The sequence below is a fragment of the Ruegeria sp. R13_0 genome (genome assembly GCF_017743995.1).
Classification (GTDB): domain Bacteria; phylum Pseudomonadota; class Alphaproteobacteria; order Rhodobacterales; family Rhodobacteraceae; genus Ruegeria.
The window spans coordinates 470683-485754 of the sequence record NZ_JAGHRB010000001.1 but is presented as its reverse complement, the minus strand read 5'-3'; the positions used below and the strand labels follow the sequence as shown (position 1 = coordinate 485754).

The 15072-nt window shown below is 58.3% G+C and carries 12 protein-coding genes and 1 tRNA gene; 3 read left to right on the top strand and 10 right to left on the bottom strand.

The features are described 5' to 3' along the window. Positions 1-80: 80 nt before the first annotated feature. From J7394_RS02330 to pyrH, 10 genes are all read right to left on the bottom strand, one after another. Entirely contained in the window at positions 81-671 is a 591-nt protein-coding gene (locus tag J7394_RS02330) for a YrbL family protein (protein ID WP_209250648.1), read from the bottom strand. A 137-nt stretch (positions 672-808) separates the two neighbouring features. Continuing rightward, positions 809-898 (bottom strand) — tRNA-Ser (locus J7394_RS02325). 108 nt (positions 899-1006) lie between these two features. Further along, positions 1007-3421, bottom strand: a complete 2415-nt coding sequence (locus J7394_RS02320; protein WP_209250646.1) for a DUF3772 domain-containing protein — start codon at positions 3419-3421, stop codon at positions 1007-1009. Then, positions 3421-4455 (bottom strand): cysteine synthase A, encoded by a 1035-nt coding sequence (locus tag J7394_RS02315; RefSeq protein ID WP_170478711.1) that lies wholly within the window; start codon positions 4453-4455, stop codon positions 3421-3423. Before J7394_RS02315 ends, J7394_RS02320 begins: the two co-directional genes overlap by 1 nt. Positions 4456-4523: 68 nt before the next feature. Beyond that, positions 4524-5639: an NUDIX domain-containing protein gene (locus J7394_RS02310; RefSeq protein ID WP_209250644.1), complete on the bottom strand. Its 1116-nt coding sequence runs from the start codon at positions 5637-5639 to the stop codon at positions 4524-4526. A 31-nt stretch (positions 5640-5670) separates the two neighbouring features. Next, positions 5671-6111: a TrgA family protein gene (locus tag J7394_RS02305; RefSeq protein WP_209250642.1), complete on the bottom strand. Its 441-nt coding sequence runs from the start codon at positions 6109-6111 to the stop codon at positions 5671-5673. Between the two features lie 16 nt (positions 6112-6127). Further along, a complete protein-coding gene (locus J7394_RS02300) occupies positions 6128-7336 on the bottom strand; it encodes a cyclopropane-fatty-acyl-phospholipid synthase family protein (protein WP_209250640.1) in 1209 nt (402 codons plus the stop codon). A gap of 69 nt (positions 7337-7405) precedes the next feature. Further along, positions 7406-8830, bottom strand: a complete 1425-nt coding sequence (locus tag J7394_RS02295; protein WP_209250638.1) for a deoxyribodipyrimidine photo-lyase — start codon at positions 8828-8830, stop codon at positions 7406-7408. Positions 8831-8878: 48 nt separating this feature from the next. Further along, positions 8879-10105, bottom strand: a complete 1227-nt coding sequence (locus tag J7394_RS02290) for an aminotransferase class V-fold PLP-dependent enzyme (protein ID WP_209250635.1) — start codon at positions 10103-10105, stop codon at positions 8879-8881. A 48-nt stretch (positions 10106-10153) separates the two neighbouring features. After that, on the bottom strand, positions 10154-10897 hold the full coding sequence (pyrH, locus tag J7394_RS02285; RefSeq protein ID WP_170458028.1) for a UMP kinase: 744 nt from the start codon (positions 10895-10897) through the stop codon (positions 10154-10156). 85 nt (positions 10898-10982) lie between these two features. Between pyrH and miaA the strand changes: the two genes are divergently transcribed. From miaA to J7394_RS02270, 3 genes are all read left to right on the top strand, one after another. After that, positions 10983-11876 carry a tRNA (adenosine(37)-N6)-dimethylallyltransferase MiaA gene (gene miaA / locus J7394_RS02280; RefSeq protein ID WP_209250633.1) on the top strand — a complete coding sequence of 298 codons (894 nt, stop codon included), beginning with the start codon at positions 10983-10985 and terminating at the stop codon, positions 11874-11876. Between the two features lie 350 nt (positions 11877-12226). Beyond that, the gene (locus J7394_RS02275; RefSeq protein ID WP_209250631.1) at positions 12227-13897 is read left to right on the top strand and encodes an ABC transporter substrate-binding protein; all 1671 of its coding nucleotides are present in this window, start codon (positions 12227-12229) and stop codon (positions 13895-13897) included. Between the two features lie 122 nt (positions 13898-14019). Continuing rightward, the gene (locus J7394_RS02270) at positions 14020-15066 is read left to right on the top strand and encodes an ABC transporter permease (protein ID WP_170376750.1); all 1047 of its coding nucleotides are present in this window, start codon (positions 14020-14022) and stop codon (positions 15064-15066) included. The last annotated feature ends 6 nt before the right edge of the window (positions 15067-15072 follow it).

Genomic DNA, 15072 nt, shown 5'->3' with positions numbered 1-15072 from the left:
CTGTCTTGCACCTAACATCGCCAGACATAAAGCAAATACAAGACGGCGGCCAATGCTCAAATCGGTCCATTCTGACGTAACTAACTCGCCATGCGCGCACGCCGCCGCGCCATGGATTTGCGAAACGCCCAATCGCTGAACAGTGTCAGAGGCAACAGGACCCTCTCACCCAACCCGTCAATGACAACTAGTCTGCCACCACGCTCCTGCGCGCGCACGATGTTTCCGATCCCCATGTCACCAACGATGATGCGTCCGCGCTCCAGATCATCCAGCAACTCCAGCAAGTCGCCCCGCAGCTTCTGAAGCACATCTGGGTCACCATTCGCAGCAACCATCTCGGCATGCAGGGACGGCGCGAGATCCCCATCCGGGCCGGTCATTTTTTCCACCACGATTGCAGGCCCCCGCGAAGTTGGTGCATAGCCCATGAACTTCGCAAGACGCTTGATCTCGGGGCAGCCGCGGTGCAGCGCCGCAAGGTATTCGTTTGCCTCGCGGTTCCACTGTCGCAAATTACCGTATCGCCATTCCGCATAGCGCGGGATGAGGTGGTTTCGCTTCGGCTCATCCACGCGGACTTTCAGCAGGGCGCCATCCATTTCTGGGTGCTGGAAGATTTCATAATTCTGGCTTGTACGCAGAGGCACCCGCCCGGTCAGGTCTATCATGTTCGTCCGTCTGTTCTGTGCAGAAAATTCGCGTCGACCGGCACTATATGGCTGTCATGGAACTGATACAATGCAACCAGATCTCGCCACACAGAACGCTCATATCTAGGTGCGACATAGACTGATCGGGGGGATTGTGGCGGAGAGACAGGGATTCGAACCCTGGAGACGGTTTCCCGCCTACACACTTTCCAGGCGTGCGCCTTCGACCACTCGGCCACCTCTCCGTGAGCGCGATATGTGACGCAATGCAAAAGGATTTGCAAGGCCCCAATTCCGTGAATTCACACCCGTTTGCACATTAGTTTGCGGACCATTCCCTACGCGAGCAAAGGTCAGACTTCGTCGCCTCCGTCGCCGTCCAGATCTCCCTCGGTCATGGCTGCGGGTTCGGTGCTGGGTGCTCGTTGCTCCGAGGCTGTCGCGGTTGGGTCTTGTGCTTCAGAGCGCAGAGCCTCTGGATTGCGAAGCCAAACGTCGCGTTGTGCGAACGGGATCTCGATCCCCTCTTCCACGAACCGGCGATTGATTTCGTGGTTCATATCGGACTTGACCGACAGAACCCAATTGACGTCGCGCAGAATACCCCGAATTTCAAAGTCCAGCGAATCCGCGCCAAAGCCCTGAAACACGACGCTGGGGGCTGGGTTCGCCAAGACCATGGGATGAGAATTCGCGATCTCGCCTAGAATAGCCTCGACCTTGCGCGTGTCGGTTCCGTATGCCACGCCCACAGGCACGATCACCCGGCCAATCGTGTTGCCTCGGGTATAGTTGGTGACCACGCCGCTGATCAGATCCGAGTTCGGAACAATGACATCCGTCCGGTCAAACGTCTCAATCCGCGTGGATCGGACCGAGATATCGCGGACATAGCCCATCATTCCGTTCACATCGATCCAATCCCCTTTCGAGATCGGCCTCTCGACCAGAAGAATGATCCCCGAAACGAAATTTGAAACGATGGTCTGCAGACCAAAACCGATCCCGACGGACAGGGCACCGGCGACAATCGCCAGCGATGAGAGGTCAAAGCCGGCCACTGTGATCGCAACCAACGCGGCAAGGAAAATGCCGACGTATCCAGTGCCCGACACGATCGCGTTTTGCCCGCCTGGATCAATGCTCGTCTTGGGCAGCAGCGAATTGCGCAAGCCCCCCTGTAGCAGTCGTGTCAGGCCATAACCGATGGCAAACACGGCAACAAAAGTCAGGAAGTTGGACGGAGAGATTGTGACCCCGCCCAAGCTGAATCCTTGCAGGATCTGCGACCAGATCTCACTGAGATCCGCTTCGCGCGCGCCCCAGAAAAGGGCCAGGATAGGGATCGAAACCAAGGCCAGGAAGAACCCCACCAGAACCGCGAACAGAGAATCGCGGGCGTTGTCCCCCTGCCCTGTAAACCAGCCGTAAAGCGAGCTGATAAAGCGCTGTACGATCACAAGAATGGCGATCAGGATCAGCGTATTGACTGCAGGAAACACAATCGCTTCGGCCGCGTTGGTGTAGCCCAACAAGGCCAAAATGGGCGCGCTGACCCCCAGCATGAACACGATGCGCCGGACAACCTCGACAACCTGCGAAAATCCACTGGCGCGGGGCGGCTCGCCGCCCTCGGTTGGTGGATCTGATCGTCTGATCTGGCGGATCCGAAGCAGCAAAAGAGAGGTGACGACAATAACCGGAAAGATAACAACGGCGCGGGTAGAATCCGCGATGTTCTCGATCTTCTCAAACAGGCCGATCAGGTCATGCAGGATCAGCATCACCGCCAGAATATCGACATAGATGCGAATCTCGGTGATCTGTCCCGCCGAAAGGCGCCGGAAGTTCTGCGCCGAGGCCATCAGGTAGACTTGCCGCCCGACCCAGTCAAAGACGAACAGGATCGCCGCCCAATATGGCACTTGCTGCAGCAAAAGCGTGCCGCGCAATCCAAGCACTCCGGTCAGGTCAATCGCGGCCGTCAGAGCCACCACGCCAACCCAGGGCAGGATGATGCGCAGCAAGGAAATGACAAAGGTCCAGGCCCCGGTCCCACGGCCACCGAAACGGCGGAGGTAGTCGCCGCCACGCTCGGACCATTTGCGACCGTAGACCAGCAGGATCACGCCAAGGGCCAGTAAGGCCAGAATCGCCGGGGCCTGATTCTGCACGCGTTCTTTGGTGACGGCCGAGCTCAAATTGGCCGATGTCTCGTTGAACAGCCCCAGCAGGGCCTCGCGGATATCCGACCACGCGGCGGGCCATGTCGACAGGTTCAGCGGCGATGGACCACGTTCCAGAAACTGTTTTCTCTGACGTTCTCGCAGGATACGGTCAATTTCGCTGATCAGACCGTTAGCGCGACTAAAGGCCTCTTCGGAGATGATCCGCGGCACCCGCAGGGTGTTGAGCTGTTGGTCCAGATGCTCGCGGAGCTGCGCGATATCCTCCGGTTCCGTAACCCCGTCTTCGGGCTTGGGACCCAGCGCGTTGACCTGGCTTTCCAGCGTCTGGATGCGGTCGGCATTGGCATTGCGGGCCGTATTGAATGTATTGCGATAGCCGTCGATCTCAGAGCGCAACTGCTCCATCGCGGCGTCCGAAGCCCTGTCAGCTGCAACTACACTTTCGGCACGGTCCGCAGTGCTGAGCCAGCCCTTGTAGAACTCGCTTTGCCGGTCGGTCAGCTGGGCCGAGGCCGCCCCCGCCAATCCGACAAAGATCAGCGCAGCGAGGGCCAGAAACAGGCGGACCTGTCGCAGCATCAGACGTCCTCGAACACGCCCGGTATCTTGCGCGGGGCGTCTGTCATCCAATCCGGTACCGGCAGTTCTTTTTCGCGCAGGAACTCGGGATTGAACAGTTTGGACTGGTAACGCGTACCGTAGTCACACAGGATGGTTACAATCGTGTGCCCCGGCCCAAGGTCCTTGGCCAAACGCACCGCACCAGCCATGTTGATCGCGGTCGAACCGCCCATGACCAGACCTTCTTCACGCAGCAGGTCAAAGATGTACGGCAACGCTTCATTGTCGGTCGCTTGATAGGTGTAGTCCGGTGTGAATCCTTCAAGGTTCTTGGTGATCCGCACCTGTCCGATACCTTCCGCGATCGAGCCACCCTCCATCGCGATTTCGCCGGTTGTGTAGTAGGAATACAGCCCCGCACCCATCGGATCGACCAGCCCGATCTTCACGCCTTTGGGTTGCAGCGCATCGGCCACGCCTGCAAGCGTTCCGCCCGAGCCGACCGCGCAGACAAAGCCGTCAACCTTACCGTCGGTCTGTTCCCAAATCTCTGGCCCGGTAGTTTCCACATGGGCCTGACGGTTGGCGACATTGTCGAACTGGTTGGCCCAGATCGCACCATTGGGCTCGGTCTGCGCCAGTTCCTCGGCCAGACGGCGCGAGTAGTGAACGAAGTTGTTGGGGTTACGATACGGTGCCGCCGGAACCTGAACCAACTGCGCGCCCGCAAGCCGCAGCATGTCTTTTTTCTCTTCAGACTGGGTTTCCGGGATCACGATCACCGTTTTGAAGCCCATCGACGCGCCGACCAGAGCCAGACCGATGCCGGTATTGCCTGCGGTGCCTTCCACAATGGTGCCACCGGGCTTCAACTCACCCCGCGCAACGGCGTCGCGGATGATATAGAGCGCGGCGCGGTCCTTGACCGACTGGCCGGGGTTCATGAATTCCGCCTTGCCAAGGATCTCGCACCCGGTTTCTTCACTGATGCGCTTCAACCGGATCAGCGGCGTTTTTCCGACTGCGTCGGCAAGATCTCGTGCAATGCGCATGGCACCCTCATTTCATTTCGTAACACTGCAGATTTACAGCCGCTCTGCGCCAACCACAAGCGCGATAGTCACCCGCGCAGGCGGTCGCGATGGCGCGCCAGCCAATGGGCCAGGTTCAACAGTTGCAAGTCTTTGAAAACATGGCGATCCACCATGTCTATGAAGGTCTCAAACGGAAGGATCTGAGAGCGGATATCTTCGCCCTCGGTCTCCAACCCTCCGGCCATTGTCGTCTCGGTCAGCGAGGCCAGACCCACATAGAAATACAGATAGCCCGTCGAGGAGCCGCTGGAAGAATAGCCTCCACCGGCATAGTGCAACGCGTCGAACGTAATCCCTGCTTCTTCCATCCCCTCGCGATGGGCTGCCTGCTCAGGGGTTTCGCCAGGGTCGATCATTCCGGCCACGGCCTCCCACAGCCAGGGTTCGGGGTCTTCCAGCAAAAAAACAGGCGGACGGAATTGTTCGACCAGCAGAACCGTATCGCGCACGGGATCGTAGGGCAAAATGGCCACGGCGCTGCCCTGCATCAGGCTGGCCCGGCGCAGAACGGGCCCCATGGTTCCGTCATGCTGGCGGTGTTGCAGGTCGATCTCTTCCATCGCGAAGTAGTTGACATAGGCCCGGTGATGGCGATGCACGATCACATCTTTGGATACATCGCGCGCATCCCCCGTTTGCCGCTGCCGCGCGAAGAGTTTTGCCCAGGCCCGCGTCTGAATCGCCGGCATGCTGCGCGCCATATCCGACGGCGCAACCCGCCCGAAATAGCCCATCTCCTCTTCGGCGGCGAGCGCGGTGACGTCACCGAGGTGTTCAACCCACGCGTCCAGAGACCAAGGGCCATCCGGCACCCAGGCCGTAGGTTCGGGAAAAAACACCTGAGCCTGCGCTTCGGTTCCATCCTCTAGCGTTACAGTCAACGGCCTCAGATCATAGTCGAACCCGCCCTCGTAGTAGGCCAGTCGATCCAGATCCGCTTGCGACAGACCTTGTACAAACAATCCTGCGGCCTGTTCACCATCTGCCTCTTGGATCATCGGGAAATCCTGTCCCTGAACCGCAGAAACGATGTGGTTTGGCAGAATGGCAGATGTCAGCGACAGCTCAGAAGACGAGCGCCCGAGAACGGCCTCCAACAGCGGCACATGCCGCAGAGTTCCATAGAAGAACAAATCGGACACGAGAGGACTGGCTTTCGTTAAGCGTTCACATTCAGCGCCAGCGGCGGCTTGCTATTTCTGTCAACAAACCGGTGGCAACGGCCCCAACACCCAAGGTGATCAGGATTTCGGGCGCGAGCAACTGTTCGCCGAATTCGACGCTAATCTTGAAGATGGCTATCAGCGCCTCGAAGGGACCGTCATAGCGGTGGCGCATGGCCAGCCGGAACATCTCATAGGTGCCCTGAACGAAAAGGCCCCAAAACACCAGTGAGGCCACGCCGGTCAGGCCGTTGTTGATCCCCGCCGTCCAGCCTCGGCCAGCGCGCTTGCCCATGATTTTCCACCCGCAAATCCAACCCAAGGCGATATTGACCACGGTAAAATACCCGTAGTCCTTCCCCTCTTCTCCGTTTGCGATAACCATGCTGGACACGATGAACGCCACCACCACAAGACAAGCGGCGGCGACAAGGCGACTGGCGGTGGGCATGTATGACTTCCGTTCGTTAACTAGGCTTTGCTATGGTGATCTGTGTCACATCGCAATTGCCCGTGTCAAAGGCTGCGCCACAAGCCGTCAAATAATAATTCCACATGCGGCGGAAACGCTCATCAAATCCCATCTCCGAGATCTGGTCCCATTTGTCGTTGAACGTATCAAACCATCGCCGCAAGGTCAGGTCATAACTCTTGCCGAACTCCTTCGAGCGCACAACACTAAGCCCCGCCTGATCAATCTGCTGTCGCAAGATCGTGGGCGATGGCAGCATCCCCCCTGGAAAGATGTATTTCTGAATGAAATCAACGCCGTTCTTGTAGTAGTCCCAACGATGATCGCCCACGGTGATGATCTGCAACGTGGCCTGCGCCCCCGGTTTCAACCGATCCCGCACAGTATCGAAATAAACAGGCCAATATTTCTGTCCCACGGCCTCAAACATCTCGATCGAGGCAATGCCGTCGTATTGCCCTTGTTCGTCGCGATAGTCTTGAAGTTTCAGATCAACCAGATCCGATATACCAGCCTTCTCAATGCGTTGTTGCGCGAACTTCAGCTGCTCTTGGCTGATGGTCAGACCCGTTACACGCAGGCCACGCTCTTTCGCGGCATATTCCGCGAAGCCACCCCAGCCACAGCCGATCTCTAGCACGTGATCGCCGGGTTTGACGCCCATCTCATCGACCATGCTTGCGTATTTGGCGGTCTGCGCCTTCTCGAGGCTTTCCTGCCCTGTCTCGAAAATGGCACTGGAATACGTCATCGTCTCGTCAAGCCAGAGCGCGTAAAAATCGTTCCCCAGATCGTAGTGATACGAGATATTTTTCTTGGCCTGTTTACGATTGTTCCGATGCAGCCAAAACCGAAGACGCTCATAGGCCTGCACGAGAAACTTGCCTGTGAACCCATCATAGGCCGTTTCACTGCCCATATGGACCAAATCCATGAAGGCGCGCAAATCAGGCGTGCTCCAATGGCCTTCCAGATAAGCGTCGGAGAAGCCAAGCTCACCTTCCCGGATCAGGCGAGCGAACACGTCGGGATCGTGAATCGTGACCTCGGCAACCGGGCCTGGCTTTGCGCCCTCAACACGGAAGGTCCGGCCGTCGGACAAAGTAATATCCAAGCGCCCGGCTTCCATTTTGCTCAGCATCTTGAAAACCTGCGCGAAATATCTGGGCAGACCTTTCTGGCCTTCGGTCGTTGTCAAGATCATCCGCTCTCCCCTCTGCGGTCGTTGATGCAGGCTAGGACGCAATTGTGTTTGTGGCAAGTTTTCAGTTCCTTACTGGTTTTTTCGGAGTTCATACGCGGCCAGCGCACGGGCTCGCCCTGTCGGCAGTTCGACCACCGGTGGCGGGTAATCCAACTTGGGGTTCAAACCCCAGGACCGGGGCGTGGCTTCAAAGTAGGACAAGGCCGTCTCGGACGGGTTCGGCCTGCCTTCTGCGATCCATTGCTTTATATACGCCCCCTTGGGGTCGAATTTTTCCTGCTGTGTAACGGGATTGAAAATGCGGAAGAATGGAGACGCATCCGGGCCGGACCCCGCGACCCATTGCCAGCCCATCGCATTGCAGGCCGGGTCCCAGTCGATCAGGCAATCCTCGAACCATTTCATCCCGATTTTCCAATGGGTCATCAGATGCTTCGTCAGGTAACTTGCCACAATCATCCGGGCACGATTGTGCATCCGCCCAGTCACATACATCTGCCGCAGACCCGCATCCACAACCGGTATGCCGGTTCTGGCTTGCAGCCAAGCCTGCACCTCGGGCGCATCTCGGGCCTCGTTCCACGGAAAAGCGTCCCATTCTGGCTTCCAGTTGCCCGACACAAGCTGAGGCGTGTGGTACATCAGATGATAGGCGAACTCGCGCCAGACAAGCTGTCGTAGAAATGAACCCGTGCCTTGGATTCCTTCGAAAGCCGCACGTTGCACGCGATGCCAGGCGGTACGCGGACCGATTTCACCCAATGAGAGGTATTCGGACAGGTTGGATGTCCCGTCCAGATCCAGTCTGTCACGGTCAGCGCCGTAGTCTGCGACCCGGTTCAGGAACCCCTCCAGATGATCAAGCGCCGCTTGTTCGCCCGGTTGCACATAGGGTCTGACGACCGCCGCCCCTCGGTTCATCGCCGCGCCAAGGTGCCAGGTCGCCAAATCGTCCGACGCGGGCCAGTGCGCGGGGGCGGTTAGCCGGGTCGGCTCGGCCTCGGGCGGAGGGACTTCGCGCCCCTGCACGGCACGCCACATCGGGGTGAAAACGCGAAACGGCTGACCAGCCTTGGTCGAAACCGTCCAGGGTTCGAACAGAAGGTGACCGGCAAAGGATTTAGCCTCGATCCCCTGCTCTTTCAGCGCCGATTTGATCTTAGTGTCCCGCGCAATTGAGGCGGGATCGTAGGCGCGCGACCAATATACGTCCGTCGCGCCGGTTTCAGAGATCAGCAGCTGCAACTGTGCCAACGCTTCGCCCTGTCGCAGGATCAGACGGCTGCCAATGTCGTTAAGCGCGCGTTCAAAGACCTCAAGCCCCAGCCCAAGCCGCCATTTCGGGGCCGCGCCGAGGGTTTGCACCAGATCATCGCACAGGAAAACCGGCACAACAGGACGCCCCGTCGCGAGTGCCGCGGCAAGCGCCGGATGATCGCTTAGCCGCAGGTCACGCCTGAACCACAAAATGATCGGAGGTTGCCCGTCTTCCATATTCGCCCCGCCGTTTTCTTTCCACTACGGAGCATATCGAAAACTGGATCACAAAACCCGGTCAAGTGCATTCAATAACTGATCAATTTCCTGTTGGGAGGTGTAGTGCGTGAAGCTGACCCGCAATACGCCTTGATCCGGATCGACCCCCATTGCTTGCAATGCGCGTACGGCATAGAAATCACCGCCGCCGGCCATGACGCCATACTCTGCCAGCTCAGCCGCCACAGCAACAGCCGACCGACCCAAAGCCAAGGCAACGGTTGGCGCGCGCCGTGTTGCCTCGGACGGGCCAAGCAGTCGAACTGCGTTTCGGTTTTTGACGGTATCCATCACCGGTTGCAGCAGCGCGACCTCGTGATTGCGCATCAGGTCATGGGCGAAAGCGCCTTGCGCGGCAGCACCATAAGTTGGGCCGCCATGGTGGGTACTGAGCAGCGAGATGTAATCCGCCATCCCCGCGCTGGCAGCGATTTGCGCATGGTCCGGCCCTGCCGGGGTGAACCGTTTGTACAGAGTATCGCTGTTGAAATAGTGCGCCTGATTGGGCAGCAACTCACCCAGAGCGCGCCGGATGACCATGCAACCTTGATGCGGGCCGTAGGTTTTGTAGGCTGAAAACAGATAGATATCCGGCCCCAGATCACCCACATTCGGAAACCCGTGCGGCGCGTAGGACACGCCGTCCACGCACACAAAAGCACCTGCGGCATGGGCAATGGCGGTGATCTCGGTCACCGGGTTGATCTCACCCACCACGTTCGAGCAATGCGGGAAGCAGACCAGCCGAGTTTTTTCATCCAGCAGGTTTTCCAGTTCCTGCGGGTTCAGCGATCCCGTTTCGGGATCAATTTTCCACTCGCGTACTTCGATCCCGGCTTCGACAAGGCGTCTCCACGGGCCGGAATTGGCCTCATGATCCTGATTGGTGACAATGATCGCTTCGCCGGGGCTCATCCATTGCCGGAAAGCCTGCGCAAGAACATAGGTGTTCTGGGTGGTCGACGGGCCAAAACTCAATTCGTCAGTCTCAACCCCCAGAATAGCGGCCATCCGGGCGCGGGCTTCATCCATTTCGGCCCCCGCAAGGCGGCTGGCCTCGTAGGGCGCATAGGGCTGCACCTTACGTTGAGTGTAAAACCGCGTCAGCCGGTCGATCACTGGCTGGCAGGTGTACGACCCGCCCGCGTTCTCGAAAAAGGCCTGCCCCTGAAGGCTGGGTTCGGCAAAGGCCGGAAACTGAGCCCGAACGAAATCAATATCCAACGCAGTCATGGCCAAGCCTTTCGATGAGTGGAGAACAGTAATAGCTAAGTGCGCGCCTCAGCCTTCAACCTTGGTATAGGTCCCCTCACCGGCCAGAATGCCCCGGAAACCACCCGGTTCATCCAGACCAAACACGATCAGCGGCAAGTTGTTGTCACGTGCCAGTGCAATTGCGGAGGCATCCATGACCCGTAGCCGTTTGGCCAGTACGTCGTCATAGGACACCGTGTCATAGCGAACCGCATCGGCATGTTCTTTCGGGTCCTTGTCATACACCCCGTCCACACCGTTTTTGCCCATGAAGATTGCCTGGCAAGCCATCTCATTCGCGCGCAGGGTGGCGGCTGTATCGGTGGTAAAATACGGGTTGCCCGTACCTGCAGCAAAGATACAAACCCGTTTCTTTTCAAGGTGCCGCACGGCGCGGCGGCGGATATACGGCTCGCAGACCTCATCCATACGGATGGCCGAGATCACGCGGGTAAATACCCCGATCTCTTCCAACGCCGACTGCATCCCGAGCGCGTTCATCACGGTCGCCAGCATCCCCATATAATCCGCCGTGGTCCGCTCCATCCCCTGGGCCGAGCCGCTGAGGCCGCGGAAGATATTGCCACCCCCGATCACCATGCAGATCTCGACACCCAGATCGTGGACCGATTTCACCTCCTGCGCGATGCGCTGGACGGTGGGCGGATGCAGGCCGAATCCCTGATCACCCATCAACGCCTCGCCGGAAATCTTCAGCATCACGCGATCATATTTGGGTTTTTGGGTGTCGGGGGACGAGGTCAGGCTCATATTGCGCTCCGGGCTGGCACGGGTTTATTTTCCGGCGCAAAATGAAGCAAAACGACCGCAGGTTCAATGCGGATACTGAGGGACCATGACCAATCACCCCACCGCATCGATTTGGGACCGGATCCCCGAGATACCAGAGGGCAAGCCGGTTCTGATCGCTGGCCCCACAGCCTCGGGCAAATCCGAGCTGGCGCTGCGCATTGCCGAAAGGTTCGGAGGGGTGATCGTCAACGCCGATGCCAGTCAGGTTTACGACTGCTGGCAGGTGATCTCGGCCCGCCCCTCGCCGGATGAGGAATCCCGCGCCCCGCATCGCCTCTATGGTCATGTCGCCTTTGATCAGGAGTATTCCACCGGCCACTGGCTGCGTGAGGTCACACCGCTGTTGTCGGACAGCCAGCGCCCGATCATCGTCGGTGGCACCGGGCTGTATTTCACTGCTCTTACAGAAGGAATGGCCGAGATACCGCCGACACCCCCGCATGTGCGTCAGGATGCCGATCAGATGGATATGGCCCAGTTGATGGCTGGCGTGGATGCTGAAACCCTTTCCCGGTTGGACACCAACAATCGCGCCCGCGTTCAGCGCGCGTGGGAGGTTGAGCAGGCAACCGGGCGCAGCCTTGCATCCTGGCAAGACGACACTCCGCCGCCTGTGCTGGCCCTGCAGGACGCGGTGCCCATTGTCTTTGACGTCGACAAATCATGGCTGCTGGACCGTATCACCCGGCGGTTCGATCACATGTTGGAGAGCGGCGCTCTGGACGAGGTTGAGGCCATGCGCGACCGCTATGACACGTCGCTGCCCGCCTGCAAGGCCATCGGGGTGCCGGAACTCATAGCCTATCTGGATGGCACAATGACATTGGAGCAAGCGCGCGAACGGGCCACGATCTCGACCCGTCAGTTTGCCAAACGTCAGCGCACATGGTTTCGCGCACGAATGAAGGCGTGGAATCACCTCGATTTATCAAACTGATACGAAACGCGGTTGATTCCCTTAGTCTAAACTGGCCACCCATCGAAATGAGCCAATATTCCTAGAACAAATGGCGTTTGGTTGCCTTGAGTTGGCGTCAGGCCTCACAAGGGGAATCGATAAGAAACACTGGGCGAATAGCGCGCAACAACCGCCCAGACATGTCGTTTTTTTGCTCTTCATGACGCATTCGAACATTGACGTTCCTCGGATTCTGTTGCCGAATACCGACATGGGGAATTCCAATGTTCAAAAAACCGAACCCTCCGACCTTTGCCTTGGCCTGAAAAGCGCCAGCTAGGTTCGTCCATTCAACATAAAAAACAAATATGTCACAGGGAGAGACATTCATGACCATCCATACATCAAAGGGAACGTCGGTACACTGGGCCGCAGAGATGCACGCCCAGGAATACCGCGACGGCACTCTGAGCCGCCGCGAGTTTCTGGCCCGCGTCACCGCACTGGGCGTTGCCGCTCCGGTCGCCTACGGCATGATCGGTCTGCAATCACCCGCAGCCGCAGCTGAACCGCAGCAAGGCGGCACCATCCGGTATCAGATGGAAGTCCGCGCTCTGAAAGACCCGCGCACCTATGACTGGACGCAGATTGCGACCTTCACGGCGGGCTGGCTGGAGTACCTTGTCGAGTACAACAACGACGGTACGTTCAAGCCTATGTTGCTGGAAAGCTGGGAAGCCAATGATGACGCCACCGAATACACGCTAAACGTCCGCAAAGGCGTCAAGTGGAACAACGGTGACGATTTCACTGCAGAAGATGTGGCACGCAACATCGAAGGCTGGTGCGATGCGTCGCTGGAAGGCAACTCGATGGCCTCGCGTATGGCGTCGCTGATCGATGAGAGCACCCAGAAAGCCGCTGACGGCGCTATTACCGTGGTCGATTCACACACCGTCAAACTGAAGTGCAACGCGCCTGACATCACCATCATCCCCGGCATGGCGGACTATCCGGGTGCTATCGTCCATAGCAGCTTTGACGCAAATGACATGCTGTCGAACCCGGTGGGCACGGGCTTCATGATCCCCGAAAGCCACGAGGTTGGCGTGAAGGGCGTTCTGGTCCGCAACGAGGGCTTCGACTGGTGGGGCTATGAAGCGGGCAAAGGCGGTTACATCGACCGTATCGAATTCATCGACTACGGCACCGACCCTGCCGCCTTCCTGGCCGCTTATGAGGCCGAAGAGATCGACATGAACTGGGAGTCGGTCGGTGAATTCGTCGACATCTTTGACGGTATCGGCCTTGTCCGCTCGGAAATCCCGTCGGGCTTTACCATCGTCATCCGCCCGAACCAGTTGGCTGAAGATGCGGACGGCAACAAGATTTACGGCGACAAGCGAGTCCGTCAGGCCCTTGCCATGGCCGTGGACAACAATGTCTGCCTTGAACTTGGCATGTCCGGCTACGGCATTCCTGCCGACAACTGCCATGTGGGCCCGATGCACCCCGAGCATGACTCGGCTGTGACCCGCCTGCCCTACGATCCGGCTGGCGCGAAAGCGCTCATGGACGAAGCGGGCATGGGTGATTTCGAACATGAAGTGCAGTCCATCGACGATGACTGGCGCCGGAATACCACTGCGGCGGTTGTCGCTCAGCTGAACGACGCGGGAATTAAGGCCAAGCACACAGTTCTGCCGGGCTCGACCTTCTGGAATGACTGGACAAAGTACCCGTATTCCTCGACCAACTGGAACCACCGCCCGCTGGGCACTCAGGTTCTGGCGCTGGCTTACAAGTCGGGTGTTGCGTGGAACGAATCCGGCTTTGCCAATGAAGAGTTCGACAAGCTGCTGGCCGAGGCAAACTCGCTCGCTGATGTCGACATGCGCCGCGAGGTAATGGCGAAGCTGCAGGCGATCATGATCGACGAAGGTGTTGTCATTCAGCCGTACTGGCGGACTGCAATGCGCCACCATCGCGACAACATGGTCGGCGTCGAAAAGCACATCGCGGACCTGCCGCAGCTTTACAAGTTCGGCCTGACCTCCTGATCCAAAACACAAAAAGGGCCGCGCCGTACTGGCGCGGCCCTTCGTCCTCAATACGGCGACCATAAGAATAGCAACGCGTGAGGCGGAATGCCGTCCACGCCAGCCGACCAACAGGGGCTAACATGGGACTTTTCATCTTAAGGCGTGTGGGGATAATGCTGCTGACAGCATTGTGCCTGACATTCCTGGTTTTTTTCCTCACCAACCTTTACCCGAACCTGGAAAAGCTAGCGAAAACGCAGGGCAATTTCCGGATGTCGGATGAGCAGGTCGAGAGCTTTTTGGAAAAAGGCGGATACCTTCAGTCGACGCCCATAAAATACGGTGAATGGCTGGGCGTTCTGCCCTCATACCGGCACACGAATGAGGACGGCACCGTTCAGGGCCGATGCATTCTACCGGGCAAAACCGCCGAAGAGTCTCCCAATTTCTGCGGAATCCTTCAGGGCTACTGGGGGTATTCGACGGTCTTCAAAGAAGAAGTCGGGACTGTTGTCGGCACCCGGCTGGCGTTGACAGGCCGGCTTATGTTCTGGGTGATGCTGCTGATGGTCCCCTCGGCCCTGATCCTTGGTATCCTGGCTGGAATGAAAGAGGGGTCGGCCACGGACCGGACGCTTTCGACCTTTGCTATTACAACCACTGCGACGCCGGAATACGTCTCGGGCGTGATCTTCATCGCCATCTTCACGTCATCCGCTGTGGGCCTAAAGTGGTTCAAGGGCACGGCGACGCAAGCGATGGAGAACCCGACGTTTGAGAACTTCTTCTTACCGGTGCTTACAATTGCGCTTTATGGGATGGGCTATATCGCCCGCATGACCCGCGCCTCGATGACCGAGGTGATGACGGCGCAATATATCCGCACCGCGCGCCTCAAAGGTGTCTCGTTCCCGAATATCGTCATGAAACACGCGCTGCGGAACGCTCTGATCGCGCCGTTCACCGTCATCATGTTGCAGTTCCCATGGCTGCTGAATGGCGTGGTGATCGTCGAGACCCTGTTTAACTACAAGGGTTTTGGCTGGGCGCTGGTGCAGGCGGCGGGGAACAATGACATCCAGCTGTTGTTGGCGATCTCGGTCGTGTCGGTGTTCGTGGTGCTGGTGACGCAGCTGATCTCGGATATCGGCTACGTCTACCTCAACCCGCGCATTCGCATTTCTTAAGGGAGG